The organism is Meiothermus cerbereus DSM 11376 (genome assembly GCF_000620065.1).
GTDB lineage: Bacteria > Deinococcota > Deinococci > Deinococcales > Thermaceae > Meiothermus > Meiothermus cerbereus.
The window spans coordinates 42722-66468 of record NZ_JHVI01000023.1 but is presented as its reverse complement, the minus strand read 5'-3'; the positions used below and the strand labels follow the sequence as shown (position 1 = coordinate 66468).

At 60.2% G+C, this 23747-nt stretch carries 24 protein-coding genes; 18 read left to right on the top strand and 6 right to left on the bottom strand.

Features of this window, described 5'->3' with window-relative positions:
• Positions 1 to 258 precede the first annotated feature (258 nt).
• A complete protein-coding gene (infC, locus tag Q355_RS0109640) occupies positions 259 to 819 on the top strand; it encodes a translation initiation factor IF-3 (protein ID WP_084496097.1) in 561 nt (186 codons plus the stop codon).
• A 302-nt stretch (positions 820 to 1121) separates the two neighbouring features.
• On the opposite strand, the gene Q355_RS0109635 is transcribed toward infC, so the two are convergent.
• Together Q355_RS0109635 and Q355_RS0109630 are read right to left on the bottom strand one after the other, a co-directional pair.
• A complete protein-coding gene (locus Q355_RS0109635; RefSeq protein WP_027877614.1) occupies positions 1122 to 2129 on the bottom strand; it encodes an aldo/keto reductase in 1008 nt (335 codons plus the stop codon).
• A 40-nt stretch (positions 2130 to 2169) separates the two neighbouring features.
• Complete coding sequence (locus Q355_RS0109630; protein WP_027877613.1) at positions 2170 to 2913, bottom strand: SDR family NAD(P)-dependent oxidoreductase; 744 nt, start codon at positions 2911 to 2913, stop codon at positions 2170 to 2172.
• Between the two features lie 154 nt (positions 2914 to 3067).
• Between Q355_RS0109630 and Q355_RS0109625 the strand changes: the two genes are divergently transcribed.
• The 4 genes from Q355_RS0109625 to Q355_RS0109610 all read left to right on the top strand — a co-directional run bounded on the left by Q355_RS0109625 (position 3068) and on the right by Q355_RS0109610 (position 6300).
• Entirely contained in the window at positions 3068 to 4195 is a 1128-nt protein-coding gene (locus Q355_RS0109625; RefSeq protein ID WP_027877612.1) for a Re/Si-specific NAD(P)(+) transhydrogenase subunit alpha, read from the top strand.
• Positions 4195 to 4488 (top strand): NAD(P) transhydrogenase subunit alpha part 2, encoded by a 294-nt coding sequence (locus tag Q355_RS0109620; RefSeq protein ID WP_013014151.1) that lies wholly within the window; start codon positions 4195 to 4197, stop codon positions 4486 to 4488. Before Q355_RS0109625 ends, Q355_RS0109620 begins: the two co-directional genes overlap by 1 nt.
• 62 nt (positions 4489 to 4550) lie before the next feature.
• Positions 4551 to 5909, top strand: a complete 1359-nt coding sequence (locus Q355_RS0109615; protein WP_027877611.1) for an NAD(P)(+) transhydrogenase (Re/Si-specific) subunit beta — start codon at positions 4551 to 4553, stop codon at positions 5907 to 5909.
• A gap of 115 nt (positions 5910 to 6024) precedes the next feature.
• On the top strand, positions 6025 to 6300 hold the full coding sequence (locus Q355_RS0109610) for a hypothetical protein (RefSeq protein WP_027877610.1): 276 nt from the start codon (positions 6025 to 6027) through the stop codon (positions 6298 to 6300).
• Positions 6301 to 6365: 65 nt separating this feature from the next.
• Here the strand turns inward: Q355_RS0109610 and lon are convergent, their stop codons facing one another.
• From lon to Q355_RS17230, 3 genes are all read right to left on the bottom strand, one after another.
• Complete coding sequence (gene lon / locus Q355_RS0109605; protein ID WP_027877609.1) at positions 6366 to 8747, bottom strand: endopeptidase La; 2382 nt, start codon at positions 8745 to 8747, stop codon at positions 6366 to 6368.
• Positions 8748 to 8945: 198 nt separating this feature from the next.
• Positions 8946 to 9161: a hypothetical protein gene (locus Q355_RS0109600; RefSeq protein ID WP_027877608.1), complete on the bottom strand. Its 216-nt coding sequence runs from the start codon at positions 9159 to 9161 to the stop codon at positions 8946 to 8948.
• A gap of 147 nt (positions 9162 to 9308) precedes the next feature.
• A complete protein-coding gene (locus tag Q355_RS17230; RefSeq protein ID WP_281172016.1) occupies positions 9309 to 9431 on the bottom strand; it encodes a hypothetical protein in 123 nt (40 codons plus the stop codon).
• Between the two features lie 287 nt (positions 9432 to 9718).
• On the opposite strand from Q355_RS17230, the gene Q355_RS0109590 reads away from it, so the two are divergent.
• From Q355_RS0109590 to Q355_RS0109525, 11 genes are all read left to right on the top strand, one after another.
• Positions 9719 to 11050, top strand: coding sequence for an NAD(P)-dependent oxidoreductase (locus Q355_RS0109590; RefSeq protein WP_036259179.1), 1332 nt, complete (start codon positions 9719 to 9721; stop codon positions 11048 to 11050).
• Between the two features lie 54 nt (positions 11051 to 11104).
• Entirely contained in the window at positions 11105 to 12490 is a 1386-nt protein-coding gene (gene preA, locus Q355_RS15690; protein ID WP_036259177.1) for an NAD-dependent dihydropyrimidine dehydrogenase subunit PreA, read from the top strand.
• A gap of 67 nt (positions 12491 to 12557) precedes the next feature.
• Positions 12558 to 13133: a Uma2 family endonuclease gene (locus Q355_RS0109565; protein WP_027877604.1), complete on the top strand. Its 576-nt coding sequence runs from the start codon at positions 12558 to 12560 to the stop codon at positions 13131 to 13133.
• A gap of 78 nt (positions 13134 to 13211) precedes the next feature.
• The gene (gene hydA / locus Q355_RS0109560) at positions 13212 to 14591 is read left to right on the top strand and encodes a dihydropyrimidinase (RefSeq protein WP_027877603.1); all 1380 of its coding nucleotides are present in this window, start codon (positions 13212 to 13214) and stop codon (positions 14589 to 14591) included.
• Positions 14592 to 14801: 210 nt separating this feature from the next.
• Positions 14802 to 15446 (top strand): LysE family translocator, encoded by a 645-nt coding sequence (locus Q355_RS0109555; RefSeq protein WP_027877602.1) that lies wholly within the window; start codon positions 14802 to 14804, stop codon positions 15444 to 15446.
• 8 nt (positions 15447 to 15454) lie between these two features.
• Positions 15455 to 16279 (top strand): ABC transporter ATP-binding protein, encoded by an 825-nt coding sequence (locus tag Q355_RS0109550; RefSeq protein ID WP_036259175.1) that lies wholly within the window; start codon positions 15455 to 15457, stop codon positions 16277 to 16279.
• On the top strand, positions 16279 to 17199 hold the full coding sequence (locus Q355_RS15685; protein WP_245597547.1) for an ABC transporter permease: 921 nt from the start codon (positions 16279 to 16281) through the stop codon (positions 17197 to 17199). Before Q355_RS0109550 ends, Q355_RS15685 begins: the two co-directional genes overlap by 1 nt.
• A gap of 98 nt (positions 17200 to 17297) precedes the next feature.
• The gene (locus Q355_RS0109540; RefSeq protein ID WP_245597544.1) at positions 17298 to 18161 is read left to right on the top strand and encodes an ABC transporter permease; all 864 of its coding nucleotides are present in this window, start codon (positions 17298 to 17300) and stop codon (positions 18159 to 18161) included.
• 265 nt (positions 18162 to 18426) lie between these two features.
• Positions 18427 to 19512: an ABC transporter substrate-binding protein gene (locus Q355_RS0109535; RefSeq protein ID WP_027877599.1), complete on the top strand. Its 1086-nt coding sequence runs from the start codon at positions 18427 to 18429 to the stop codon at positions 19510 to 19512.
• Between the two features lie 102 nt (positions 19513 to 19614).
• Positions 19615 to 20853 carry a Zn-dependent hydrolase gene (locus Q355_RS0109530; RefSeq protein WP_027877598.1) on the top strand — a complete coding sequence of 413 codons (1239 nt, stop codon included), beginning with the start codon at positions 19615 to 19617 and terminating at the stop codon, positions 20851 to 20853.
• Between the two features lie 23 nt (positions 20854 to 20876).
• The gene (locus Q355_RS0109525; RefSeq protein ID WP_027877597.1) at positions 20877 to 21590 is read left to right on the top strand and encodes a PucR family transcriptional regulator; all 714 of its coding nucleotides are present in this window, start codon (positions 20877 to 20879) and stop codon (positions 21588 to 21590) included.
• 54 nt (positions 21591 to 21644) lie between these two features.
• Here the strand turns inward: Q355_RS0109525 and Q355_RS0109520 are convergent, their stop codons facing one another.
• Positions 21645 to 22016, bottom strand: coding sequence for a hypothetical protein (locus Q355_RS0109520; protein WP_027877596.1), 372 nt, complete (start codon positions 22014 to 22016; stop codon positions 21645 to 21647).
• Between the two features lie 147 nt (positions 22017 to 22163).
• Here Q355_RS0109520 and Q355_RS0109515 point away from each other — a divergent pair, with 147 nt between their 5' ends.
• Entirely contained in the window at positions 22164 to 22466 is a 303-nt protein-coding gene (locus Q355_RS0109515) for a TFIIB-type zinc ribbon-containing protein (protein WP_027877595.1), read from the top strand.
• 99 nt (positions 22467 to 22565) lie between these two features.
• Positions 22566 to 23705 (top strand): phenylacetate--CoA ligase family protein, encoded by a 1140-nt coding sequence (locus Q355_RS0109510; RefSeq protein WP_027877594.1) that lies wholly within the window; start codon positions 22566 to 22568, stop codon positions 23703 to 23705.
• The last annotated feature ends 42 nt before the right edge of the window (positions 23706 to 23747 follow it).

Below are 23747 nucleotides of genomic sequence, written 5' to 3'. Positions count from 1 at the left end.
ATCGGTGCCCGCATGAAACGCTCGGGGATGCAGTGGAGTCGCCCTGGGGCTTCGCGCACAGCAGCCCACCGCGCCCAGCTATGTAGTTCCCATCCGCTGGTGGCCTTCGAGGCCCTGAGGTGGAGGGCTTTCCCTGTACGGAATTGCTGAGATGCACCCCATGGCACCCAAGCGTTGCCGCGTAACCCGCTTTTTGTGTACACTCGAGGATGTAGGCAACTCAACTCAGCTGGGTTTGTTGCTTGCGGAGGTGAACTTATAACCAAAGATGTTCCAGTAAATGAGCGGATTCGGGTGCGTCAGGTACGCCTGATTGACGAAAACGGCACACAGGTTGGGGTAGTGGATACCCGTGAAGCCTTGCGCATGGCTAAAGAGCGCGAATATGACCTGGTTCTGGTCTCGCCCAATGCGGTTCCTCCGGTCGCCAAACTGCTCGACTACGGAAAGTGGCGCTACGAGCAGCAGCAAGCCGAGAAGGAGGCCCGCAAGAAAGCCAAGCGCACCGAACTCAAGAGCATGAAGCTCCGGCCCAAAATTGAGGCCCACGACTATAACACCAAACTTGGGCACATAAGGCGCTTCCTTGAGGAAGGGCACAAGGTCAAGGTCACGATTATGTTCCGCGGGCGTGAGATGGCCCACCAGGAACTGGGCTACAAGCTTTTGGATCGCATTGCCAGAGATCTGGAAGGTGTTGGTTTTGTGGAAATGCGCCCAGAGATGCTGGGCCGGGACATGAACATGGTCATGGCCCCCGGTGCCAAACCTTCGGCTGCTACGGCCTCTGTGGGCTCTTCTCCGAATCCAGCACAGTAAATCTGCCTTAAGCGTTATATACAGTTTGGCTCAAAGCTGCCCGCCTCAGGTAAAAGTATTGAATCAAGCGAGGCAAGTGCGCTTTTTGTTTCAAATTCCCGGCCAATGTATGGCCGGGCGTTATGCTATTGCGGGGGGCGCTGAAGGGCTTCTGATACCGGATTCAAAAAGATAATCTTCAAACAAAAAGTGTTAAGAGGCTATCTTTTTGAATCCTAGAGCACTCCCTTCGGTCGGGTTAGTTCGTCACCGAACGGTGACGAACTAACCGAATCTGGTATGAGTTTCCAAATTGGGCTGGCTCAACCTACCTCCAGCTGCATTTTCATCCAGGGGGCCGAGTTGTGAAAGTTGGCTACCGCGCTGCCTGGCGGCACCAACCCATCGCAGGCGGCCCGGATGTCCTCAGGTAAGGACATCTCCAGCACCGGGAGGAGGTGCTCGAGCTGTTCTAAGCTCTTAGGCCCGATGATGGGCGCTGTGATGCCCGGCTGATCCTTGACCCACAGGATGGCTAGTTGGGCGGGGTCGTAGCCGGCCTCGCGGGCCAGTTTTACAAAACGGTTGCCCATCTGTACGGCCCGATCAGAGACCCGCTCAGCATAAATTCCGCCCCTCAAACGGGCGCGGGAACCTTCCGGGCGAAGCTCCTGGTCGGTGTAGCGCCCGGCCAGCATCCCCATGGCCAGGGGAGACCAGGGCAACAGGGCCAGGTCATAGGCCTGGGCCATGGGAATTAGCTCGTTCTCGATGCGCCGATCCAGCAAATTGTAGGGTGGCTGCTCGGATATAAAACGCACGTAGCCCTTCAGCTCACTCACCAGTATGCCCTCCAGCACCTTCCAGGCCGGAGCGGTGGAACTGCCGATGTAGCGCACCTTGCCCTGGCGCACCAGGTCGGTCAGGGCCGCGAGGGTCTCGTCAATGGGCATGTCGAAGACCGGGCGGTGCAGTTGGTACAGGTCAATGTGGTCGGTCTGCAGGCGCTTTAGCGAGTCTTCACAAGCCCGCATCAGGTGGAGCCTCGAGTTCCCCCGGTCGTTGGGGCCGGGGCCGGTGGGGTAGTGGGCTTTGGTAGCCACAATTACCTGCTCGCGCAGGCCGCTTTCTTTGAGGGTCTGGCCGATCACCCGCTCGGCCTCGCCCTGCATGTAGCTATTGGAAGTGTCAATCAGGTTGATACCGGCCTCTATGGCGCGCAAAATCATCTTTTGGGCTTCTTTTTCGGGGGTGGGGTTCAGGATGTTGTCGGTTCCCAGGGCCAAAGGCGCGACCTTGACGCCGGTTCGGCCCAGATTGCGGTATTCCATGACGTGCTCCCTTCGGGTGAGTTTGTAGCCAGCCGGTACTTTAGCGGGCTGCGAACCCGGCGTCTACCAGTACCAGCGAGCCGGTCATGTAGCTGGCTTGGCTCGAGGCCAGAAAAAGCACCACCTGGGCAATCTCGCGCGGGTCGGCCAGGCGGCCCATCGGCACAGTCTCGGCCAGGCGTTGCAGCAGTTCGGGGGTGACGGGTTCCTTGCGCTCGGACTGGAGCATAGGGGTGTTGACCTCGCCGGGGCAGACCGCGTTGATGCGGATGCCGTCTTTGGCATGGTCGAGGGCCAGGGCGCGGGTAAGGTTGTGCACCGCCCCCTTGCTGGCGCAGTAGGCGGCCACCCCAGCGGCCCCCAGCTCGCCCCAGATGGAGCCAAAATTGACGATGGCGCCGCTGCCCTGGGGTTTCATGGCTTTGATGGCAGCCCGGCACATAAAGAAGGTGCCGCTCACGTTCACGGCCATGATGCGCTGCCACTGCTCGTCGCTGGTCTCCTCGCCGCTGGCCCGCACGATGATGCCTGCTGCATTGACCAGCACATCGAGCCGACCGTACCGGGCCAGGGTATCTGCTACCACCGCGTTGCAAAAAGCCGAATCGCTCACATCCCCAACCTGGGCCCCTGCGTCGATCTCACTGGCGATCTGTGGGGCGCGCTCCTGGTTGCGATCCACAATCACCACGTGGGCGCCTGAACGAGCAAACTCTCGTGCCGTAGCTTCCCCCATGCCCGAAGCGCCCCCGGTCACGACCACCACTTTTCCCTGGAAATCCACAAGCGCTCCTTATCTGAACAAAAGTGATTGTATTGATGTGGGCGAACTAAGGTCAACTGTTTGGAACGGGACGTTGCTCTCTATTCCCACACTGGTATACTTCCCTGCGGAGAAGGTATACCAACGCTGCGGCACGTTTTTTATAGGAGGTTCAATGGTTTTAATCGCAGTTCCCAAAGAGACCGCCCCGGGCGAACGCCGGGTGGCGCTTACGCCAGAGATAGTGGGCCGTCTGATCAAGGAAGGCTGGGCGGTACGCCTCGAGACGGGCGCAGGCGCCCAGGCCTACTACAGCGACGACGCTTACCGCAACGCTGGGGCTGACGTGGTTACCAGAGACCAGCTATTCAAAGGTGCACAGGTGGTGTTTACCGTGCAGCCCCTGGAAGAGCCTGACCTGGCCCAGCTCGAGCCCGGTACCATTGTGGCGGGCCTGATGTACCCCCACCGCAACCCGTCGCGGGTGCAGGCCATGGCTACGGGCAAGATTTCCGCCCTGGCTATGGAGCTGGTGCCCCGCATCACCCGTGCCCAGAGCATGGATGTGCTGTCTTCCCAGGCCACCGTGGCCGGGTACGTGGCGGCCCTGATTGCGGCCCGCGAGAGCAGCCGCTTCTTCCCCATGCTCACCACGGCCGCTGGTACCATCCGTCCGGCCAAGGTGATGGTGATGGGTGTGGGGGTGGCGGGCTTGCAGGCCATCGCCACTGCGCGCCGCCTGGGGGCTAACGTCTGGGCCTACGATGTGCGCAAAGCCGCTGCCGAGCAGGCCCTTTCGCTGGGGGCCAAGGTGATTGAGCTGCCCATCAGCGCCGAGGGCGAAGGGGGCTATGCCCGCGAGCTAACCGAAGAAGAAAAGAAAATTCAGCACGAGGCCCTGGCCAAAGAAGTGGGCAGCATGGATGCGGTGATCACCACCGCCCAGATTCCGGGCCGCAAAGCGCCCATCCTCATTACCAAAGACATGGTGGAGCGCATGAGCCCTGGCGCGGTGATTGTAGACCTGGCTGCTGAGTCTGGTGGCAACTGCGAGCTAACCCAGCCTGGACAGACCCTCGAGGTCGGCGGGGTCAGGGTGGTGGGGCCTTTGAACCTGCCCAGTGCGCTTTCGGTGCACGCCAGCGAGATGTACGCCAAAAACCTCTACAACCTATCCAAGCTGCTTATCAAAGATGGGCAGCTTGCGCCCGACTGGGGCGACGAAATTCTGGCAGGGGCTCTTCTGACCCACCAAGGCGAGATCACCCATGCGCCCACCCGGGCGCTGGTAGGAGGTGCGTGATGGACTCAACCTGGGCTGCGCTGTATATCTTTTTGTTGGCGGCTTTTACCGGATACGAAGTGATTAGCCGGGTGCCGGTTATTTTGCACACCCCCCTGATGTCGGGTTCCAACTTCATCCACGGCATTGTGGTGGTGGGGGCTATGGTGGTGCTGGGCCACGCCGAAACACCCTTAGAACAGGCCATTGGCTTTTTTGGGGTGATTCTGGGCGCGGCCAATGCTGCTGGGGGCTATGCCGTAACCGAGCGGATGCTGGAAATGTTCGAGCGGAAGCCGAAGGGGGGTCAGTAGCTTAAGACAGACCGCCGGTAGCCCCAGGGCTACTTGGCTATCTGCTTTTGCGATCCGCAGTTATGGAAAACTTCGTCGAGCTTATTTACTTTGTTACGGCCTTCCTTTTCATCCTGGGCCTGAAGCGCATGTCCTCGCCCAATACGGCCCGCAGTGGGGTGATCTGGGCTGGGGTGGCGATGGTCGCGGCTACCCTGGTTACCTTTTTTGTCCCCGGCCTGCACAACCAGGGTCTGATGATTCTGGCGGTCATCCTCGGTACGGTGGTGGCCTGGATTGCCGCCAAGCGGGTACAGATGACCGATATGCCCCAGATGGTGGCCATCTACAACGGCATGGGGGGGGGTGCTGCAGGGGCCATCGCGGCGGTTGAGCTTTTGCGGGGGGAGTTCGGTGAGGCCCAGGGGCTCAAGCTCCTGGCCATCCTGGGGGCTTTGATCGGCTCGATTTCCTTTACCGGCAGCCTAATCGCCTTTGCCAAACTCCAGGGCCTGATGTCGAGCCGGCCTATCCAGTTCCCTGCCCAGAAGCTGGTCAATGCGGCGGTGGGGGTGGGGGCTTTGGTGCTGGCCATAATGGTGCTCCTCACCCAGTCGGGGCCCTTGATTCTGGTGTTCTTCCTGCTGGCGTTGGGTTTTGGGGTGCTCATGACCCTGCCGATTGGCGGGGGTGATATGCCGGTGGTGATCTCGCTCTACAACGCCTTTACCGGGCTGGCGGTGGGCTTTGAAGGCTTTGCCATCGGCAATGCTGCCCTCATCGTGGCCGGTACAGTGGTGGGGGCCGCCGGTACCCTGCTCACCCTGCTGATGGCCAAGGCCATGAACCGCAGCTTGTGGAGCGTGCTGGTGGGCGGGTTTGGTGTAGAGCAGGACAGCGGCGAGGTTAAGGGTAGCCTCAAGCCGATTGACCTCGAGGACGCCGCGGTCATGCTGGCCTATGCCTCCAAGGTGATTTTTGTGCCGGGCTATGGCATGGCGGTGGCCCAGGCCCAACACAAACTGCGTGAGCTGGCGGATGTGCTCGAGGCCAAAGGTATCGAAGTCAAGTTTGCCATTCACCCGGTGGCAGGCCGTATGCCCGGCCACATGAACGTGTTGCTAGCTGAGGCCGGGGTAGCCTACGAGAAGCTCTACGACCTGGAAGACATCAACCCCGAGTTCCCCCAAGCCGATGTGGCAGTGGTCATCGGCGCCAACGACGTAGTGAACCCCGCTGCCCGGCGCAAGGGCTCGCCGCTGTATGGCATGCCGATTTTAGAGGTGGATAAGGCCAAGAACGCCATCGTGATTAAGCGGGGCCAGGGCAAAGGTTTCGCGGGGGTAGAAAACGAGCTGTTCTACGCCGACAACACCCGGATGCTCTATGGCGATGCCCAAAACGTACTGGGGCAACTGGTTCAGTCCCTCAAGAAACTTTAGGTTTCAGTAGCGGACTGGTCGTGCAATAAGCGCAGCGCTAAATAGCTGCGCTTATTTTTTTAGCAATACAGCACCGGCTGGCAAATAGCTGGCTCCTCTGGCGTAATCTAAAGAGGTGGAAGCAAGGCTGGATCAGGTGCTGGTGTGGCTCGAGCAGGGCCGGGCGGTGGTGCAGGTGGAGTATTTTGATGCCCTGGGGAAGCTTCGGCGTGAAATCTATTACCGGCCTACGCGCGATCTGGGCCGGGCGCTGGAAGAGGTTGCCCGGGTACTGGCTCAACAGGGTTTGCACGGGCAGCCCAGGGTACGCCGCAAACGGGGGGGTGGCTTGCTGGTGGAGCCACAGCTACAGGAGCGTTTCTGGAAAGCCTTGTGGGATACTCACGAATAGCAGGAAATCCCCTACGAGCATGGAAAAAGCCCCCATATGGGGGCTTAATCGCTTACTAAATTGGGTCAGGCACCGGCGCCGGGCTGCTGGCGGTTTTCGTTGGTCTGCACCACGGGGGGCATGGCTGGCTCGGGCAACAGAAGGTACTCCAGCACCTCGCCCACATCCTCGACCAGCTTAATTTCCAGCCCTTCCAGCACTTCCCTGGGCAGATCCTCGAGCTGGGGTTCGTTGTCCTTGGGCAACACAACCTTGTGAATGCCGGCCTGGTGGGCGGCCAGTAGTTTTTCCTTCACGCCGCCAATGGGCATTACCTTGCCGCGCAGGCTAACCTCGCCGGTCATGGCGATGTCCATGCGGGCTGGACGGCGGCTAAGGGCACTGGCGATGGCGGTAGCCATGGTGATGCCTGCGCTGGGGCCGTCTTTGGGGGTGGCACCGTCGGGTACGTGTACGTGAAGGTCTACTTTGTTGTGGAAGTCTTCTGGTAGGCCGTACTCCTGGGTGTGAGCTCGCAGATAAGTTAGGGCGGCCTGGGCCGACTCCTTCATCACCTCGCCCAGCTGACCTGTAAGGCTCAGCTTGCCACTGCCCGGCACAGCGGCGACCTCGATGGTCAGCAGGGTGCCGCCCACCGGCGTCCAGGCCAGACCCTGGGCCGTACCGACCTGGGGCTCGCTCTCGGCTTTGTCGGGGCGGAAGCGGGGTATGCCCAGATAGGTGGGTACGTCCGAGGCGTCGATAGTGCGAAGCCCCTCCCAGGCCCCCTCGAGCCAGAACTTGGCCCCCTTGCGGGCAATTTTGCCCAGTTCGCGCTCGAGGCCCCGTACCCCGGCCTCGCGGGTGTACTCGGAGATCACCCGCAGAATGGCGGCGTCGGTAACCTCTATTTTGCCTTCCATGCCCGATTCCTTAACTTGTTTGGGCCAGAGGTATTGCCGGGCAATGGCCTGCTTCTCCATGTTGGTGTAGCCCGGAATCTCGATGACCTCCATGCGGTCGAGCAAGGGTCGGGGGATGGTTTGCAGGGTGTTGGCGGTGGTGATGAAGAACACCTTGGAGAGGTCGTAGGGGACATCGAGGTAGTGGTCGGTGAAGGAGTTGTTTTGCTCGGGATCCAGCACCTCCAGCATGGCGCTTGCAGGGTCGCCGCGCCAGTCCGAGCTCATCTTGTCAATCTCGTCCAGTAGGATGACGGGGTTTACCACCCCCACCTGCTTCATGGCATGGATCAGCTTTCCGGGCATGGCCCCGATGTAGGTGCGGCGGTGGCCGCGAATTTCGGCCTCGTCGCGCACACCACCCAGGCTGATACGATGGAACTTGCGGTTCATGCTACGGGCAATGGAGCGGCCCAAAGAGGTCTTGCCCACACCCGGCGGCCCTACCAGTACCAGGATGGGCGCTTTATTTCGCACATCCAGCCCCTGCGTGAGCTGTCGCACCGCCAGGTATTCCAGAATGCGTTCCTTGACGTCCTTCAGGCCGTAGTGATCCTCATCCAGAATCTGGCGGGTGTGGGCGATGTCCAGCACCTCGGGGTCTGCTTTGCTCCAGGGCACCTCGGTCAGCCAATCCAGGTAGGTGCGGGCCACGGTGGCCTCGGGGCTGCCCTGCTGCATACGCTCGAGCCGGTCTAGCTCTTTGAGGGCTTTGGTCTTGACCGCCTCGGGCATGCCCACTTCCTCGATTTTCTTGCGCAGCGCCTCGAGGTCGCCCAGGCCATCCTCGCCGCCAAGTTCTTTCTGGATGGCCTTCATCTGCTCGCGCAGGTAGTACTCGCGCTGGTTGGTGTCCATCTGGTCTTTAACCCGCTGGGCCACGCGTTTGTCCAGCTCGAAGCGCTCGAGGTCGCGGCTAAGGAACTCCAGCACCTTTTTGAGCCGAGCCTCGAGGTCGGTGAGCTCGAGGATTTCCTGCTTCTCGGCCACCGTCCAGGTGGCATGATAGGCGATGGTGTCGGCCAGCATGGCCGGATCGCTGGTACCCTTGACCGCTTCCAGCTGGTAGCGGTCGAGCCGCAGCGATTTGTGGCTTGCCACGTATTTATCGAAAGAATCCTTGAGTTCTTCAACCAAAACCCGCACCACCGTATCGTCGGCAGGGAAGTTTTCCGTGAACACCTCGCCGCGGGCCCGCAGGTAGGGGCCTGGGATATAGTCCTTGACTTCGGCCCGGGCCCGGGCCTCCACCATCACCTGCAGGGTGCCATCGGGTAGGCGCATGGCCTGCTTTACCACGGCCTGTACACCCCACACATACAGGTCATCGGGGGTGGGGTCGTCAACCTCCGGGTCACGCTGTGCTACCAGGAAGATCAACCGGTCGGCCCCCATTGCTTCTTCGACTGCGCGCTTGCTTTTAGCGCGGCCCACATCCACCGGGGTGGTGGTGTGGGGAAGGATAACGGTGTTTCGCAGTGGAATGACCGGTAGTTCTAAGCGCATATGGTATCTATCTCCTATGTTCTGCCTATGATTCGTCGCTCTCGCGGCTGTACTGGGAGCGATATATACCTTAGATTCTAAAGGCAGATGGGGCTGGGATAGGGTCAAATCTTACACTTAGCGAACTTGAGCCTTCTTTGCTCAAGGTTGGTTTAGCTTGGCTTCTGAAACCCATCATCAGCTACCCCCACAGCACCGCTAAGGTGCAGCAATTCGCCTGACTTCGTTAACGTTGCCCAAAATGAGTTCGAGCCGTAGATGCTCGCCTTCCCTAGGGGGCGGGTTCAAAAAGGTGTCCTGAAAGCGTAAACGGCGCCTTCCCTCTGGGGTTTGCAAAACCACATCGTAAAAAACTACTCCGTGAATATTAGCGACCTGCGCGTGGACTACCGTACCCTCGAGCGTCTCGTACATGCTGTGATTTTAGGCGCAATTTTTCCCAACCAGCCTGTTCTGCATTGGAGCGCTGGCGAGGCCCTTGGTAAAGCGAACCTGACCTGGGTCAGAACAGTGCATCTGGGACAGGCCATACCGGTTATGACAAAACCGGCCCCGCCTGACTTAAAAGGCGGGCACCATTCGGGCAAACAGCACCAGCAGCAGGGCTGCAACGGCGCCAGTTGCGATGTCCAGCAACAGTTCCCGAGCAGCGTTCTTTTTAGATGGGGTTCGTTTCAAAGACATGCAATATGTATATAGCATATCACTATTTAAGTCAAGACATAATGAGGCTACGTTTTTTTACTATTACGCAAAAGAAGGCCCCTTAGTCATCATAAAAAGCCCGGGAGGATGCCGGATGCGCGGAAATGCTTGACAAGCTTCTGCCTCAGTCCTTATATTCACTATCAATAACCTGGTCATTTGGGTTAAATCGGCTCCCGCGAGGGCTCGAACCTTCTTAGTGAATCGCTCACCGAGAAGGTCTCTTGGCTTTTTAACTTCCACAAGCGGCTGGCAAAGGAGGAAGTGTGCAGGTTATCAAACCCGAGGAAGTGCTGAGTGAGTACCACCCGCCCCTGAGCGACCACGAAGCAGTGGTCGAGGCCCACCGGTGTCTCTACTGCTACGACGCACCCTGTACCCAGGCCTGTCCGACCCACATCGATATTCCCCGCTTCATCAAGAAAATTGCTACAGGGAACCTGGTGGGCTCGGCTCGGACGATTCTGGAGTCCAACCTGATGGGCGCTACGTGTGCACGGGTTTGTCCAGTAGAAGAGCTATGCGAGGGGGCTTGTGTACTGGGGGCCGAGCATAAACCGATCATGATCGGGCGGTTGCAGCGCTACGCCACCGACTACGTTTACCAGCGGGGCATTGATGTGTTTAAGCCCGGTGTGCCTACCGGTAAAAAGGTTGCAGTAATTGGGGCTGGGCCAGCAGGCCTGACCTGCGCTGGAGAGCTTGCCAAACTTGGCCACAGCGTAACGGTGTTTGAGAAGCGTGAACTCCCCAATGGCCTTTCAACGTACGGCATTATTGTACTGCGCGAACCGGTGGAAGTGGCCCTGGCCGAGGCCGAGATGGTCAAACGCCTTGGGGTCGAGATAAAAACCCAGATGGAGCTGGGGCAAAACCTCAGCTGGGAAGAGGTTCGCAACAACTTTGATGCGGTTTTCCTGAGCGTGGGTCTGGGCGCAGTGCCCCCGCTGGGCATTCCTGGTGAGGAGTTTATTGTAGATGGCCTTGGCTATATCGAGACCTCCAAGATGAACCCAGGGGCTTTGCAGGTGGGGCGTGAGGTGGTGGTGATAGGAGCAGGCAATACCGCTGTGGACTGTGCCACCATCGCCAAGCGCCTGGGGGCTGAGCGCGTTACGATGGTCTATCGCCGTACGCAAAAGGAGATGACTGCTTATCCCCATGAGTTTGAGTTTGCTAAAAAAGAAGGAATTGAGTTTCGCTTCCTTACCCAGCCGGTAGAGGTGCTGGTTCAGGACGGCAAAGTAACCGGCTTGAGGTGCGTGCGGATGCAGCTGGGCGCGCCAGACGCTACGGGCCGGCCTGCTCCAGTGCCAGTGCCAGGTTCTGAGTTTGTGCTGCCTTGTGACCAGGTGGTGAAGGCCATTGGCCAGGAAAAGCCTGCGGTGGCAAAGCTCTTAGACCTCGAGACCGAGAAAGGCTTTATCAAGGTAGACCAGGACTACCAGACCAGCCTGCCGGGAGTTTACGCAGGTGGCGACTGCATCCGCGCCAAAGGCTCGGCTTCCACTGTGATGGCCGTGCAGGACGGCAAGCTGGCAGCCCGTGCGATACACCGCAAGCTCGTCCCAAGTGCTGGCGTGGCAGCAGACGATTGATTAAACTCCTTCTCCCACAAGTGGAGAAGGGGCTAAAGCAAGTGAAGGAGTTTTATGGCAGACCTCAGTATCAACTTTGCTGGCATCAAGTCGCCCAACCCCTTCTGGTTGGCCTCGGCCCCCCCCACCAACTCCGGGGCCCAGGTGCACCGGGCCTTCGAGTACGGTTGGGGCGGGGCGGTCTGGAAAACCATCGGGGCCCCCGTGCTCAACGTGTCTAACCGTTATGGGGCCTGGCACTATGGGGGCCAGAAGATGCTGGCCATTAACAACGTAGAGCTAATTTCCGACCGGCCGCTGGAGGTCAACCTGCGGGAGATACGGGATGTGAAGCGCCACTGGCCCGACCGGGCGGTGATTGTTTCGGCCATGGTGGAGTCTACCCCCGAGGCTTGGCGGGACATCATCCTCAAGATCGAAGACACCGGCGCCGACGGCATCGAGCTCAACTACGGCTGCCCCCACGGCATGAGCGAGCGGGGCATGGGCAGCGCCGTGGGGCAGGTGCCCGAGTACTGCCAGCAGATTACCCGGTGGGTGATGGATGTCGCTAAGATTCCGGTAATCGTAAAGCTCACCCCCAACGTGGCCTCGGTGGTGCCACCGGCGCGGGCGGCCCTGGCGGCGGGGGCCAACGGGCTTTCGCTCATTAACACCATCAACTCTATCATCGGGATAGATCTGGACACCCTCGAGATCACCCCAAGCATCGGGGGTAAGGGTGGTCATGGTGGCTACGCGGGGCCCGCCGTTAAGCCTATCGCGCTGAACATGCTGTCTTCTCTGGGCGTAGATCCGGTGGTGAAGCAGTCTGGTGTGCCTATCAGCGGTATGGGCGGTATCTCAACCTGGCGAGATGCGGCAGAGTTTTTGTTGCTGGGTGCGACCAGCCTTCAGGTGTGCACCGCCGTGATGCACTATGGTTTTCGCATCATCGAAGACCTGACCGACGGGCTCAATGCCTGGATGGATGCCAAAGGCTTCAAGACTATCTCCGATGTGGTGGGCAAAAGCCTTCACCGTATTTCCGACTTCAAGGACTTCGACCTCTCCTTCCGGGCGGTGGCCCGCATCGACCCCGACAAATGCATCCGCTGCAACCTTTGCTATGTGGCCTGCAACGATACGGCCCACCAGTGCATTGATCTGGTAGATGCTAGCGGCCAGGTGGTACCGCCTTACCGCTACGATGTTCACTCCAACGGCAAACACGAGGCGGTGAGCACCCGCCCCCAGCCGGTGGTGCGCGAGGACGACTGCGTGGGCTGCCGCCTTTGCTACAACGTCTGCCCGGTGGATGGCTGCATCGAGATGGTCGAGCTGCCCTCGGGGCGCCCCTCCATCACCTGGGACCAACTCACCCAGGCCCGGCCCGAGGTAGGTACCGACTGGGAGGCCATGAAGCGGTATCGGGAAGAGATGGGGATTGAGATTCACTAAGAGATGCCGAACGTATAACGGCAAAACGTCAAGGTAAATCCTGTCCTGGAGAAGTTACACTAGGTCTATGGTCAAGCCGGTTGCCAAACCCATGAGCGTTGCGGAGTACCTTAGCAGTGAGCAGGTCTCCCCGGTTCGCCGGGAGTACGTGGGGGGCCAGGTGTATGCGATGGCGGGCGGGAGCAGCCGCCACAACCGCGTCGCGGGGAACATTCACGCCCTGTGCTGGCAGATGGCCCAGGGCAGGCCATGCCGGGTCTACCTTGAGGGCATGAAGCTGCGGGTGGGCCGGGAGGGCAGCTACGACACCGAGCAGGCCTTTTACTATCCAGACGTGATGGTGGTGTGCGACAAGTTGCTACCTGACGAATACTACGAAACCGAGCCCTGCATTCTGGTCGAGGTGCTGTCGCCATCTACCGCAAGCGTGGACTTGCGCGAAAAGTATCTGGAGTACACCCGTCTCCCCAGCCTTCGCACCTATCTGGTGGTCGATCAGGACACCCTGTTTGTGCGGCACTGGTACCGCGACGAGGCGGGGCACTGGAACCATCAAGACCTCACCGGGGACGGCAACATCCCGCTGCCTTGTTTGGATGGGCAGATCACGCTGCCCCAAATCTATCGCGGGGTGTTTGAGTAGGGCCGGCCTTGGGGGGCCTCGAGCACGTTATGGCTAAAGACCTGGTTCCCCAGGACGATTACATCTACGGAGGTGCGTATGGGACTGCTCATCAAAAACGGTGAAATTGTTACCGCAGACAGCCGGTATAAGGCCGATATCTACGCCGAGGGCGAAACCATTAGCCGCATCGGGCAGAACCTAGAAGTTCCGCCCGGCACAGAAGTGATTGACGCTACCGGAAAATACGTGTTTCCGGGCTTCATTGACCCCCACGTGCACATCTACCTGCCTTTTATGGCCACCTTTGCCAAGGACACCCACGAGACCGGCTCCAAGGCGGCCTTGATGGGGGGCACCACCACCTACATTGAAATGTGCTGCCCCAGCCGCAACGACGATGCGCTCGAGGGCTATCAACTCTGGAAGAGCAAGGCCGAGGGCAACAGTTACTGCGACTACACCTTCCACATGGCGGTCTCCAAGTTCGACGATAAAACCGAGGGGCAGCTACGGGAGATCGTGGCCGACGGCATCAGCTCCTTCAAAATCTTCCTCTCCTACAAAAACTTCTTCGGCGTCGACGATGGGGAGATGTACCAGACCTTGCGGCTGGCCAAGGAACTGGGAGTCATCGTGACAGCCCATTGCGAGAACGCCGAGCTGGTGGGGCAGCTGCAGCAAAAGCTACTGTCCGAGGGCAAAACCGGCCCCGAGTGGCACGAGCCCAGCCGGCCTGAGTCGGTGGAGGCCGAAGGTACGGCGCGCTTTGCCACCTTCCTCGAGAACACCGGGGCTACCGGCTATGTGGTGCACCTCTCCTGCAAGCCGGCCCTGGATGCGGCCATGGCCGCTAAATCGAGGGGGGTGCCCATCTTTATCGAATCGGTGATTCCGCACTTCTTGCTCGACAAAACCTACGCCGAGCGGGGTGGGGTAGAGGCCATGAAGTACATCATGTCGCCCCCGCTGCGCGATAAGCGCAACCAAAAAGCGCTGTGGGACGCGCTGGCCCAGGGCTTCATTGACACCGTGGGCACCGACCACTGCCCCTTCGACACCGAGCAGAAGCTAATGGGCAAAGATGCCTTTACTGCCATCCCCAACGGCATCCCGGCCATCGAAGACCGAGTGAACCTGCTCTACACCTATGGTGTGAGCCGGGGCCATCTGGACATACACCGCTTCGTGGATGCCGCCAGCACCAAGGCTGCCAAGCTGTTTGGGCTCTTCCCCCGCAAAGGCACCATCGCGGTGGGCAGCGATGCCGACCTGGTGGTCTACGACCCCCACTACCGCGGCACCATCTCGGTCAAGACCCAGCACGTTAACAACGACTACAACGGCTTTGAAGGCTTCGAGATTGACGGCAGGCCCAGCGTGGTAACGGTGCGCGGCAAGGTGGCGGTGCGGGACGGGCAGTTTGTCGGCGAGAAAGGGCGGGGTAAGTTCCTGCGGCGCGAGCCCATGTACTTTTAGATGAAGCCGAGATGGGTTTTGAATTTGCTGGGTGGGATCTGCCTGTGGATAGCTGCAATCCTGGCGCTTGGGGGCAGTTCGGCATGGGCGCTTTTTGCGGTGGTTGGCGGACTCCTCTTGGTACTGGCGCAAAGGGACTTTAGGAGGAGATAGGCGCTGAATGAATATTTATGCAAACCCCAGTAAAATCCCACTAAGAGGTAGATCGAGATGCTAATACCCCCAGACCAACTGCTTGTGTTTGCCTTGGCCAGCCTGGCCTTGCTCCTGATTCCGGGGCCGGCGGTGCTCTATATCGTTACACGCAGCGCCGCTCAGGGATCTGCGGCGGGTGTGGCCAGCGTTCTGGGCATCCAGTGTGGGGGTATGGTGCACGTGCTGATGGCCAGCCTGGGCCTTTCGGCCATTTTGCTTTCCAGCGCCCTGGCGTTCAGTCTGGTTAAGTATGCGGGTGCGGCCTATCTGGTGTACTTGGGCCTGCGGACGTGGTTTTCCAGGGAGCCCCTCGAGCTCGGTGCGGCAGCACGCCAGCCCTTGCGGCAAATTTTTCTGCAAGGGTTCGTGGTCAATGTCCTCAACCCCAAGACCGCCCTGTTCTTTTTTGCCTTCCTGCCGCAGTTTGTGGACCCGGCCCGGGGTGCGGCCTGGTTGCAGTTTTTATTGTTGGGGGTAGTGTTTATTGCTCTGGCAACCCTTAGCGATGGGGCCTACGCCTTTTTGTCCAGCTCACTCGGGGGCTGGCTGCGTCGCAAAGCCCGTGAGCCGCGCTTTGCCCAGGGGCAGCGGCTCGTCACCGGGGGCATCTATATCGGGCTGGGCCTGACCGCAGCCCTGACCGGCAACCGGCACAAATAGGAACGAACATGATGCAAGCCAATACCGCTTCAGAGCTATCCGCTAAAGGTTCCAACCCTGGCGCAATTGTATCGGTGCAGGGGGTCTCGATGGTGTTTCAGAACGGAACGGTGGCGCTCAAAGACGCCAACCTCGAGATTGCCCCGGGCGAGTTCATCAGCCTGATTGGGCCGTCGGGTTGCGGCAAGACCACCTTGTTGCGCTTGCTGGCCGACCTGATAAAGCCTTCTGCGGGCACCATCCGCATCGGGGGTAAAACTCCCGAGGAAGCGCGGAAAAGCCGGGCCTATGGCTATGTTTTTCAAGCCCCTACCCTGATGGAGTGGCGCACGGTGCTCTCGAACGTGATGCTGCCTTTGGAGGTGATGAACTTTCCGCCGCCTGAGCGCAAGGCCAGGGCCGAACAGATGCTGACGCTGGTGGGACTGGAGAAGTTCGCCCGGCACTACCCCTGGCAGCTTTCGGGCGGGATGCAACAGCGGGTCTCCATCGCGCGGGCGTTGGCCATCGACCCCCAGCTTTTGTTCATGGACGAGCCTTTTGGGGCCCTGGACGAGATTACCCGCGAGAACCTGAACTTGGAGCTTTTGCGCTTGTGGCGGGAGACGGGCAAAACCGTGATTTTCGTGACCCACTCCATCCCCGAGGCGGTGTTTCTCTCAACCCGCATTGTGGTCATGACCCCCCGCCCCGGAAAAATCGAGACCGTCATACCGGTAGACCTGCCCCAGCCCCGTACCTTCGAGACCCGCGAGACCGCCCGCTTTTTCGAGCTGGCCACCGAGGTGCGCGAAGCCCTGCGCAAAGGCCACGGCTACGAGGTGACCGAGTGATGCGCCTCTCGCCCAACCTGGTGCCGATGCTGGTGGTGGCGCTGGTGGTGGTAGCGCTGTACTGGCCCATCATGTACCTGGCCAATATCCCGGCAGCCCAGCGGGCTTTGGATACAGGCGCAGCCCTGCCCTGCAAGACCGCTTTCGAGTGTGCGACCCAGCTCAGAAGCCCGGTGCTGCCTTCGCCGCAGCAGCTTTGGAACGGTTTTGCCAACCTGATGTTTCCCCTCAACTCGCCCAATGCCATACCCATCAATGCGGCCGTGACTGCCTTCGAGACGCTGGTGGGCTTGCTGCTGGCGACGCTGGTGGGCTTCTTCTTTGCCATCGGGATGGTGGCCTCGAGGGCCTTCGAGCGGGCCTTGCTGCCCTGGATTGTGGCCTCGCAAACCGTGCCCATCATCGCCATTGCGCCCATGCTGGTGGTCTTGCTGGGGCAGTATGGGGTGCAGGGCTGGCTGCCCAAGGCCATCATTGCGGCTTATATCGCTTTTTTCCCCATCACCATCGGGGTGGCCAAGGGGCTCAAAAGCCCCGACCCCCTGGCCCTCGACCTGATGAAAACCTATAACGCCAACAACTGGCAGACCTACCTCAAGCTGCGCTTTCCGGCCTCGGTGCCCTATTTGTTTACCGCCTTCAAGGTGGCCATGACGGCGGCTTTGATCGGGGCCATTGTGGCTGAAATCTCCACCATCAGCTTTCAGGGCATCGGCAAGATGCTGGCGGAGAACTCGAGGGCCTCGGATGTGGTGGCGATGTGGGTGATCATGCTTTCTTCGGCGGTGCTGGGCATTTTGCTGGTGGCTTTGGTGAACTGGCTCGAGCGCCTGCTTACGCCTTGGCGACGCTCGAGCCAGGTGGTGGCTGTGCCCACAAAAGAGACCCGGCTGGCTACGCGGGGGGAGGTGCGTTCGTGAGCTCGTTATACGGGCCTGCTGCCAGATACGGGTCGGGGTGGCTATTGCTGGGGCTTGGGTTTGGGTTGTTGCTCTGGTTCATCGCAGCCTGGTGGGACATGTCCGAACCGGCTTCCGGTGCCCAGAAGCTCCTGATTGGGTTGGGCTTCTTGCTGGTGGTGTGGGGCATTGCCAGGGTGGCCCAGCAGTTTGTAAACATCACCAACCCGGTTATTGGCTTCACGCCAGCCGCCCTCACGCTTCTCGCGGTGGTGGTGGCTGCCGAGGCCCTGTTGCGGGCCTATCAGGTTCCTACGGGCTTGATTCCTACCCCTAGCCGGGTGCTCTCGACCCTGCTGGAGGTGCGGGACGTGCTTTTGCGAGACGCTTACCAGACCGTGGTGCTGGAGGCTATGGTGGGCTACCTGGTCGGTTGCAGCCTGGGTTTGCTCACGGCTTTGCTGGTGAGCCGCTACGTCTTCCTCGAGCGCGGTCTTTTGCCCTATGCCACGGTCTTTAGCAGCATCCCGATTGTGGCCCTGGCCCCGGTGCTGGTCAAGATGATTGGAATCGACTGGCCCTCCAAGGCCGTCATCGTAGCCATTACGGTGTTTTTTCCTATGGTGGTGAATGCCTTTCGAGGTCTGACCGAGGTCAACCCGCTCTCGCTGGATCTGATGCGCTCATATGCGGCCAGTGAGGTGCAGCAGTACCGCTGGCTTCGACTGCCCAACGCACTACCCTTCATATTCAACGCCCTCAAGCTGGGTACAACCCTGGCCATGATTGGGGCCATTGTGGGTGAGTTCTTTGGAGCCAACGGGCAGGGCCTGGGTTTTCGCATCCAGATCGAAGCGGGTCGCTTCGGTTTCGACATCGTGTGGTCGGCCATTATTGTGGCCTCGATTATCGGCATCGCCTGGTATGGACTGGTGGCCTGGCTCGAGCGCAAGTTCACGGGGTGGCATGTATCGTTTCGCTGACGGCCCTTACGCCAGGCTCGCACCTTCGGTCACCCCGCTTCGCGGCGAAACCCGCATCTCGAGTGGTAAAGCAGGCTTGGGTGGCGCACAACTTGCAGGCAGCTAGTGGCTGATGAGGAAAAACAACATGGCCACGAAACATGCGTTGTTAGCTGGTTAGGAGGTGAGGAAAGATAATAAAGATAAAGATATTGCTTGACAAGAGGGTTATAGGTTGAAGTAGGCTACCTTCTGAAGTCGTTCTGGCACAAAAAGGAGGGCAAGGATGAAGAAGTGGTCGGTCTTTTGGGTACTGGCAGTCTTCGTGCTGGCGTCGCTTGCAAGCGCACAGCAAAACCTGGTCAAGGTGAACCTGCAGCTTAAGTGGTTTCCTCAGGCGCAGTTTGCTGGTTTCTTTGTGGCTAAAGAGCGGGGCTTTTTCCGGGCTCAGGGCCTCGACGTTAACCTGCTGCCTGCGGGTGATCAATCGCCCATTCAGGTGGTGCAGTCTGGTGCAGCCGACTTTGGCACAACCTGGATTGCCGACCTGCTAACTGCCCGTGAGCGCGGTATTCCTGTAGTGCACCTGGCCCAGATTTTCCAGCGTTCGGGCTTTACCCTGGTTGCGCTGAAGTCCACCGGCATCAAGGACCTTTGTAAAGACCTCAAAGGAAAGAGCGTAGGAGTCTGGCCCTCCGGTAACGAGTACCCCGCAGTGGCTCTGTTCCGCAAATGTGGCCTGACCAGCTCGCTCGACCCGCGGGTTACCAACCCCGATGTAACTGCGGTGAGCTACCCCTTCGACCCTGCCCTGGTGTTCCCCGACAAAGTGCAGCTGGTTTCGGCCATGATCTATAACGAAGTTAACCAGATTGCCGGGCTGGGCTACGACGAGACCAAGGTAGATGTCTTCAAGCTGGCCGACCTGGGCATCAACCTGCTGGAAGACCTGATTTTTACTACCGAGCGGGTGCTGAACGACCGCAACTTTAAAGGTTCGGGCCTCACCGGTCGCCAGGTGGCAGCCCGCCTGATTCGGGCCTCCATTCAGGGCTGGAACTGGGCGGTAGCCAACCAGGCCGAGACGGTAGAAAAGTACGTGCTGCCAGTATGTGGCAACACCTGCAAGGGCTCCGGCAGCCGTGCGGATGCTAAAGGCCACCAGACCTGGCAGATGGCCGAAATCGCCAAGCTCTACAACGCTGGGGCCACCACCAAAGGCTGGGCTGGCTTCCTGGTGCCTGCCGATTATCAGGCTTCGGTGCAGCTCTTGCGCGAGCAGGGTATTCTGACCAAAGACCCCCCAGCGGCCACGGTGGACTATGGCCCCTGGGAAGCCGCTACCGGCAAGCGCGCTCGAGACTGGAAATAACCTGCACTAAAGCGTGAAAGCAATCTGAGCTGGGGGGCGGCCAATGCGTCGCCCCCTATTTCACACCAGGTGGTCGAAACAGAATGCTTTTTGGAGGGAACCATGCTTAACCCCAAACGAACCGTGGCCGAACTCAAGGAACTGCGCGAACTCACCGCCGATGAAAACGGGGCCTGGCGGGTGGCCTGGAGCGATACCTGGCTCAAAGCGCGCGAATGGTTTAACAGCAAGCTGGCAGACCTGCCTGTGGAGCAGCACTACGACGCCGCGGGCAACAACTGGGTTACGCTACAAGGCCAAAGCGAGAAGGCCCTCTTGATTGGGGGCCACCTGGACTCGGTGCCGGGCGGAGGCTGGCTGGACGGCTGTCTGAATGTGCTGGCGGGCCTCGAGGTGCTGCGCCGGATTGCCAAGGAATACCAGGGAAAGCCCCCCGTTACGGTGCGGTTGGTAGACTGGGCCGACGAGGAGGGGGCCCGCTTTGGCCGCAGCCTGCTGGGCTCCTCGGCCTTCTCGGGCACCCTGGAGCCCGAACTGGAAAAAGACCGCACCGATAAGGACGGCATTCGCCTGGAAGATGCCCTGCGACGCTGTGGGGTGGAGCTCTCCCGGATGCTCGAGGCCCAGCTCGAACAGAAAAATGCGGCGGCCTACCTCGAGCTGCACATCGAGCAGGGCCCGGTACTCCTGGACATGGGTCTGCCTTTAGGGGTGGTGCTGGGTACGTTTGGGGTGGAGCGTCACGCCATCACCTTCCGTGGTCAGGCTGCCCACTCCGGTTCGACCCCCATGCACAAACGCAAAGATGCCTTTCTGGCCGCGGCTAAGATGGCCCCCGAAATCTACAACATCACCGACCGCAATGGCGGGGTCTCGACCATCGGGAGCTGTGTAACCAGGCCGGGTATCGTAACCAGTGTGGTGGCCGAGTGCACCATCACCCTCGACCAGCGCCACCTCGATGCCGAAGCTTTGGCCCGGCTTAAGTTTGAAGCAGAAAAGGCCAGCCAGCGTTTTGCCCGCGAAGGTGGGCTGCCCGCGCCGGACTGGCAGACCATCTGGCGCATCGAGCCCATTTTGTTCCACCCCGAGCTGATCGAGTTTTGCGATGAGGCCATCCGCGAGGTGGCCGGGGTCTCGCACCGCCTGCCCTCAGGGCCGCTGCACGACGCCGCCGAGGTAGCCAGGGCGGGTATTCCTACGGTCATGATGTTTGTGCAAAGCCTGCACGGCATTAGCCACAACAAAATCGAGGACACCAAAGAAGAGCACCTCGAGCTCTCGGTGCAGGCCCTGGATCGGCTGGCCGACAAAACCATGCGCTGGATACTGGGTCGGTAGCGGCCCGGGCCAGGTTTGAGCCGATGAGCCTTCCCACGCTTCGTCAAATCCTGGGGCTCCCCGCTTTCAGAGGGGCCGAACTGCTTTCGGGTCAGGCCAGGCTCGATGGGCAGATTACCTGGGTACACGTGGCGGAGGTGCTGGACGCCGCCAGGCTGCTCTCGGGGGGCGAGCTTTTGCTTTCCACAGGCCTCGAGCTGGCCCGCACTAGCCCCGAAGCCCGCGTGGCCTATGTGCGCTCGCTGGCCGAGGCCGGGGTGGGTGGGCTGGGGCTCGAGCTGGTGCAGTGGCTAAAAGAAGTACCCGCCGAGATGCTTCAGACCGCCCGGATGCTGCAGTTTCCCATCCTGGTTTTTCGCAGCGAGGTGCGCTTTGCCGAGCTGACCCGGGCTGCCCACGAGCGAATCCTGCGCCCCGCCGTCAGTGAGGACGAGCCCCTGCTGGAGTCGCTCCTGGATGCCCTTATCGAGGCTGGGCTGGGTCAGCGTTTTTTAGAGCGCCAGCTCGGGACGCTGTTGCGCCTGCCCAGCCGCCCCAAAAGCACCTTACTGGCTACCCTCGAGGCCCTGCTTTTGGCGCAGTTCAACATTGCCAAAGCAGCCCGCAAGCTGGGTGTGCGCAGGCAGAGCATTTACTACCGCCTCGAGCAACTCCGGGGCATGCTGGGCGAGCTTGAAAGCCCGGAAAAGCGGTTTGGGCTCTGGCTTGCGCTGGAGCTTCTTAAGCGGCAGGGCTAAATTCTTGCCACCGAAACAAAATCTTGGGGCATTCCGCTGAGGCTGGCCTGGCATTCAGCCCATGGTCACAGCCCTGGATACCATATCGACCAGCGCCAGAGCCACAAAATAGAACAGGGAGGAAATGCCAAAAACCTCAATGGCACTAAATTGGGTGCGCCCGAATATCCTTTCGCCAATGTAGATCGTAGGGTACGCATAAAGCAGCACGAAGGTGGCAAGCCTGCCTCCAAGGGACTGCTGAAATTTGTGGTTGACCACCTCGTTGATGAAATGTTGCTGGTGCACGCTCAGCTCGTTGTAGCTGCGTCCCCCAAGCTCGGACTCGAGCAAGCGGCGGTGCATCTGCTTCATGGCGCGGTGGGCGAAGAAAGCCATTCCACTCAAAGCAAAAGTGATCAGCAGGGGCGCGATTAAAGTGCTCATTGCCCTGGAGTATAGGGCCCTTCCGGAGCGTACCCGGTGATAATCGAACCACCCACGACACCATTGAAGACCGCGCTGTTGTAACTGTCGTGATGGCTGGCTGTTTTCGAACCCGCTTTTGTTGCATGCTGGTATGTGGAGGAGCATATGCCGCTTTTAATCTGCCCCAACTGCGAAACAGGTATGAACGAGATACAGCGCAACGGTGTGCACATAGATGTTTGCCCCAGGTGCCGGGGGGTCTGGCTCGACGGCGGAGAGCTGGAAAAGCTTTTGGGCCAGGTGCGGCAGTACGAGCAGGAATACGAGGCCGAGCTTGATAGCTACCGCCGACAGTACGCGCCGCCAGCCCAACCGCGTAGCCCCTACGACACCGATGACGACGAGGCCTACAAGCGCCGCGGAAAGAAAAAAAGCAAGCTGTCTAAACTCTTCGACCTGTTCGATTGAGCCCCCAAGACCTTGCGATCAGGGCCCAGCCCGCTTCAACAGAAGTACAAGCGCGGCAGTAGGCCGTATAATCGCCTAAGAAAAGCAGAAAGGAGCAGTATGGATCGAGTCCAACGCCTTCGCACCGTCATTGCCGCCGCGCAAAAACACCCTGTCTACGCGCAAAAACTCAGCACAGTGAACGCCTCTGGTGTAACCCCAGAGCAGCTTGCCAGCCTACCCCTTACCACCCGGCAGGAGTGGCTGGCCTACATCCAGGCGAACCCCAGGCCGCCCCAGGGGGCTGCCCTGATGCACCTGACCCCCAGCCCGGCCATTGGCTGGATGCCCGAGTACCTCTCGGCCGACGACGTGCAGTACCAGGCGGAGGCCCTGGCAGCCCAGATGCGCCGCCTGGGGGTGGCTGGGAAGAAAGCGCTGGTGGCTTTTGGCTACCACGTTTTTGCCGGGGGGTGGCTGTTCCACGAGGCCCTGCAGCGGGCTGGCGCCATGGTGCTGCCGCATGGCCCGGGCGAGGCCGAGCGCATCGTTCAGCTACAGCAGCAGTATGGTTTCGAGATCCTGGTCTGCAACCCCAGCTTTGCGATGAAGATTGCCCAGGCGGGAGGCCGCTTCGAGCTACTGATGGCGGGTGGCGAACCCTTTACCTCGGTGCCGGGTTACCGCGAGAAGCTCGAGCAGGCCATAGGAGGCATCGCTGTAGATGCCTACGGCACTTCCGAGCTGGGCGTGGTAGCAGGGGAGAGCCTGGAAAAGAACGGAATGTGGGAAATTCCCGAGATGGCCATCATCGAGGTGCTTGACCCCGAGACGCTTCAGCCCACCCCGGAGGGTGAAAAGGGTGAGCTGGTGGTGACTTCTCTGTCGCGTACCCTGATGCCCATGGTTCGTTTCCGCACAGGCGACCTGGCGGTGGTATCCCGCACAGAGGGCAGGCTGTGCCTGCCCAGAGGGGTGATCGGGCGCACCGATTTGATGGTCAAGGTCAAGGGGGTCAAACTCTACCCCACCGAACTCGCACCCATGCTGATGGCCTTTGGTATAGACCCCAGGGGCGGTGCCCAGCTGGTGGTCGAAACCAAGGAGGGTGGAACCGACAAGCTAACCTTGCGCATCAAGGCCGAGGCCGTCCCGCCCCAGCTTGGCCCGGCCCTGCAACAGGCCACCGGCATCCGCCTCGACGATATCCAGGCCGACCCCGCCCTGGAAGGGCCGCCCCTGGTGGACAAGCGGTACTGACAGGAGCCTCCAATCCCAAGCCCCCCACCCTCAGGGGGCTTT

Excerpts from the sequence above, each read along its gene's own strand:
- Q355_RS0109565 (WP_027877604.1), top strand. The coding sequence starts at position 12,558 with ATGGTCAAGCCGGTTGCCAAACCCATGAGCGTTGCGGAGTACCTTAGC.
- Q355_RS0109635 (WP_027877614.1), bottom strand. The coding sequence starts at position 2,129 with ATGGAATACCGCAATCTGGGCCGAACCGGCGTCAAGGTCGCGCCTTTG.
- Q355_RS0109620 (WP_013014151.1), top strand. The coding sequence starts at position 4,195 with ATGGACTCAACCTGGGCTGCGCTGTATATCTTTTTGTTGGCGGCTTTT.
- Q355_RS0109510 (WP_027877594.1), top strand. The coding sequence starts at position 22,566 with ATGGATCGAGTCCAACGCCTTCGCACCGTCATTGCCGCCGCGCAAAAA.
- Q355_RS0109600 (WP_027877608.1), bottom strand. The coding sequence starts at position 9,161 with ATGTACGAGACGCTCGAGGGTACGGTAGTCCACGCGCAGGTCGCTAAT.
- hydA (WP_027877603.1), top strand. The coding sequence starts at position 13,212 with ATGGGACTGCTCATCAAAAACGGTGAAATTGTTACCGCAGACAGCCGG.
- lon (WP_027877609.1), bottom strand. The coding sequence starts at position 8,747 with ATGCGCTTAGAACTACCGGTCATTCCACTGCGAAACACCGTTATCCTT.
- Q355_RS0109540 (WP_245597544.1), top strand. The coding sequence starts at position 17,298 with ATGTCCGAACCGGCTTCCGGTGCCCAGAAGCTCCTGATTGGGTTGGGC.
- Q355_RS0109530 (WP_027877598.1), top strand. The coding sequence starts at position 19,615 with ATGCTTAACCCCAAACGAACCGTGGCCGAACTCAAGGAACTGCGCGAA.
- Q355_RS15685 (WP_245597547.1), top strand. The coding sequence starts at position 16,279 with ATGCGCCTCTCGCCCAACCTGGTGCCGATGCTGGTGGTGGCGCTGGTG.
- Q355_RS0109625 (WP_027877612.1), top strand. The coding sequence starts at position 3,068 with ATGGTTTTAATCGCAGTTCCCAAAGAGACCGCCCCGGGCGAACGCCGG.
- Q355_RS0109515 (WP_027877595.1), top strand. The coding sequence starts at position 22,164 with ATGCCGCTTTTAATCTGCCCCAACTGCGAAACAGGTATGAACGAGATA.
- Q355_RS0109550 (WP_036259175.1), top strand. The coding sequence starts at position 15,455 with ATGATGCAAGCCAATACCGCTTCAGAGCTATCCGCTAAAGGTTCCAAC.
- Q355_RS0109555 (WP_027877602.1), top strand. The coding sequence starts at position 14,802 with ATGCTAATACCCCCAGACCAACTGCTTGTGTTTGCCTTGGCCAGCCTG.
- Q355_RS0109535 (WP_027877599.1), top strand. The coding sequence starts at position 18,427 with ATGAAGAAGTGGTCGGTCTTTTGGGTACTGGCAGTCTTCGTGCTGGCG.
- Q355_RS0109525 (WP_027877597.1), top strand. The coding sequence starts at position 20,877 with ATGAGCCTTCCCACGCTTCGTCAAATCCTGGGGCTCCCCGCTTTCAGA.
- preA (WP_036259177.1), top strand. The coding sequence starts at position 11,105 with ATGGCAGACCTCAGTATCAACTTTGCTGGCATCAAGTCGCCCAACCCC.
- Q355_RS17230 (WP_281172016.1), bottom strand. The coding sequence starts at position 9,431 with ATGTCTTTGAAACGAACCCCATCTAAAAAGAACGCTGCTCGGGAACTG.
- Q355_RS0109615 (WP_027877611.1), top strand. The coding sequence starts at position 4,551 with ATGGAAAACTTCGTCGAGCTTATTTACTTTGTTACGGCCTTCCTTTTC.
- Q355_RS0109520 (WP_027877596.1), bottom strand. The coding sequence starts at position 22,016 with ATGAGCACTTTAATCGCGCCCCTGCTGATCACTTTTGCTTTGAGTGGA.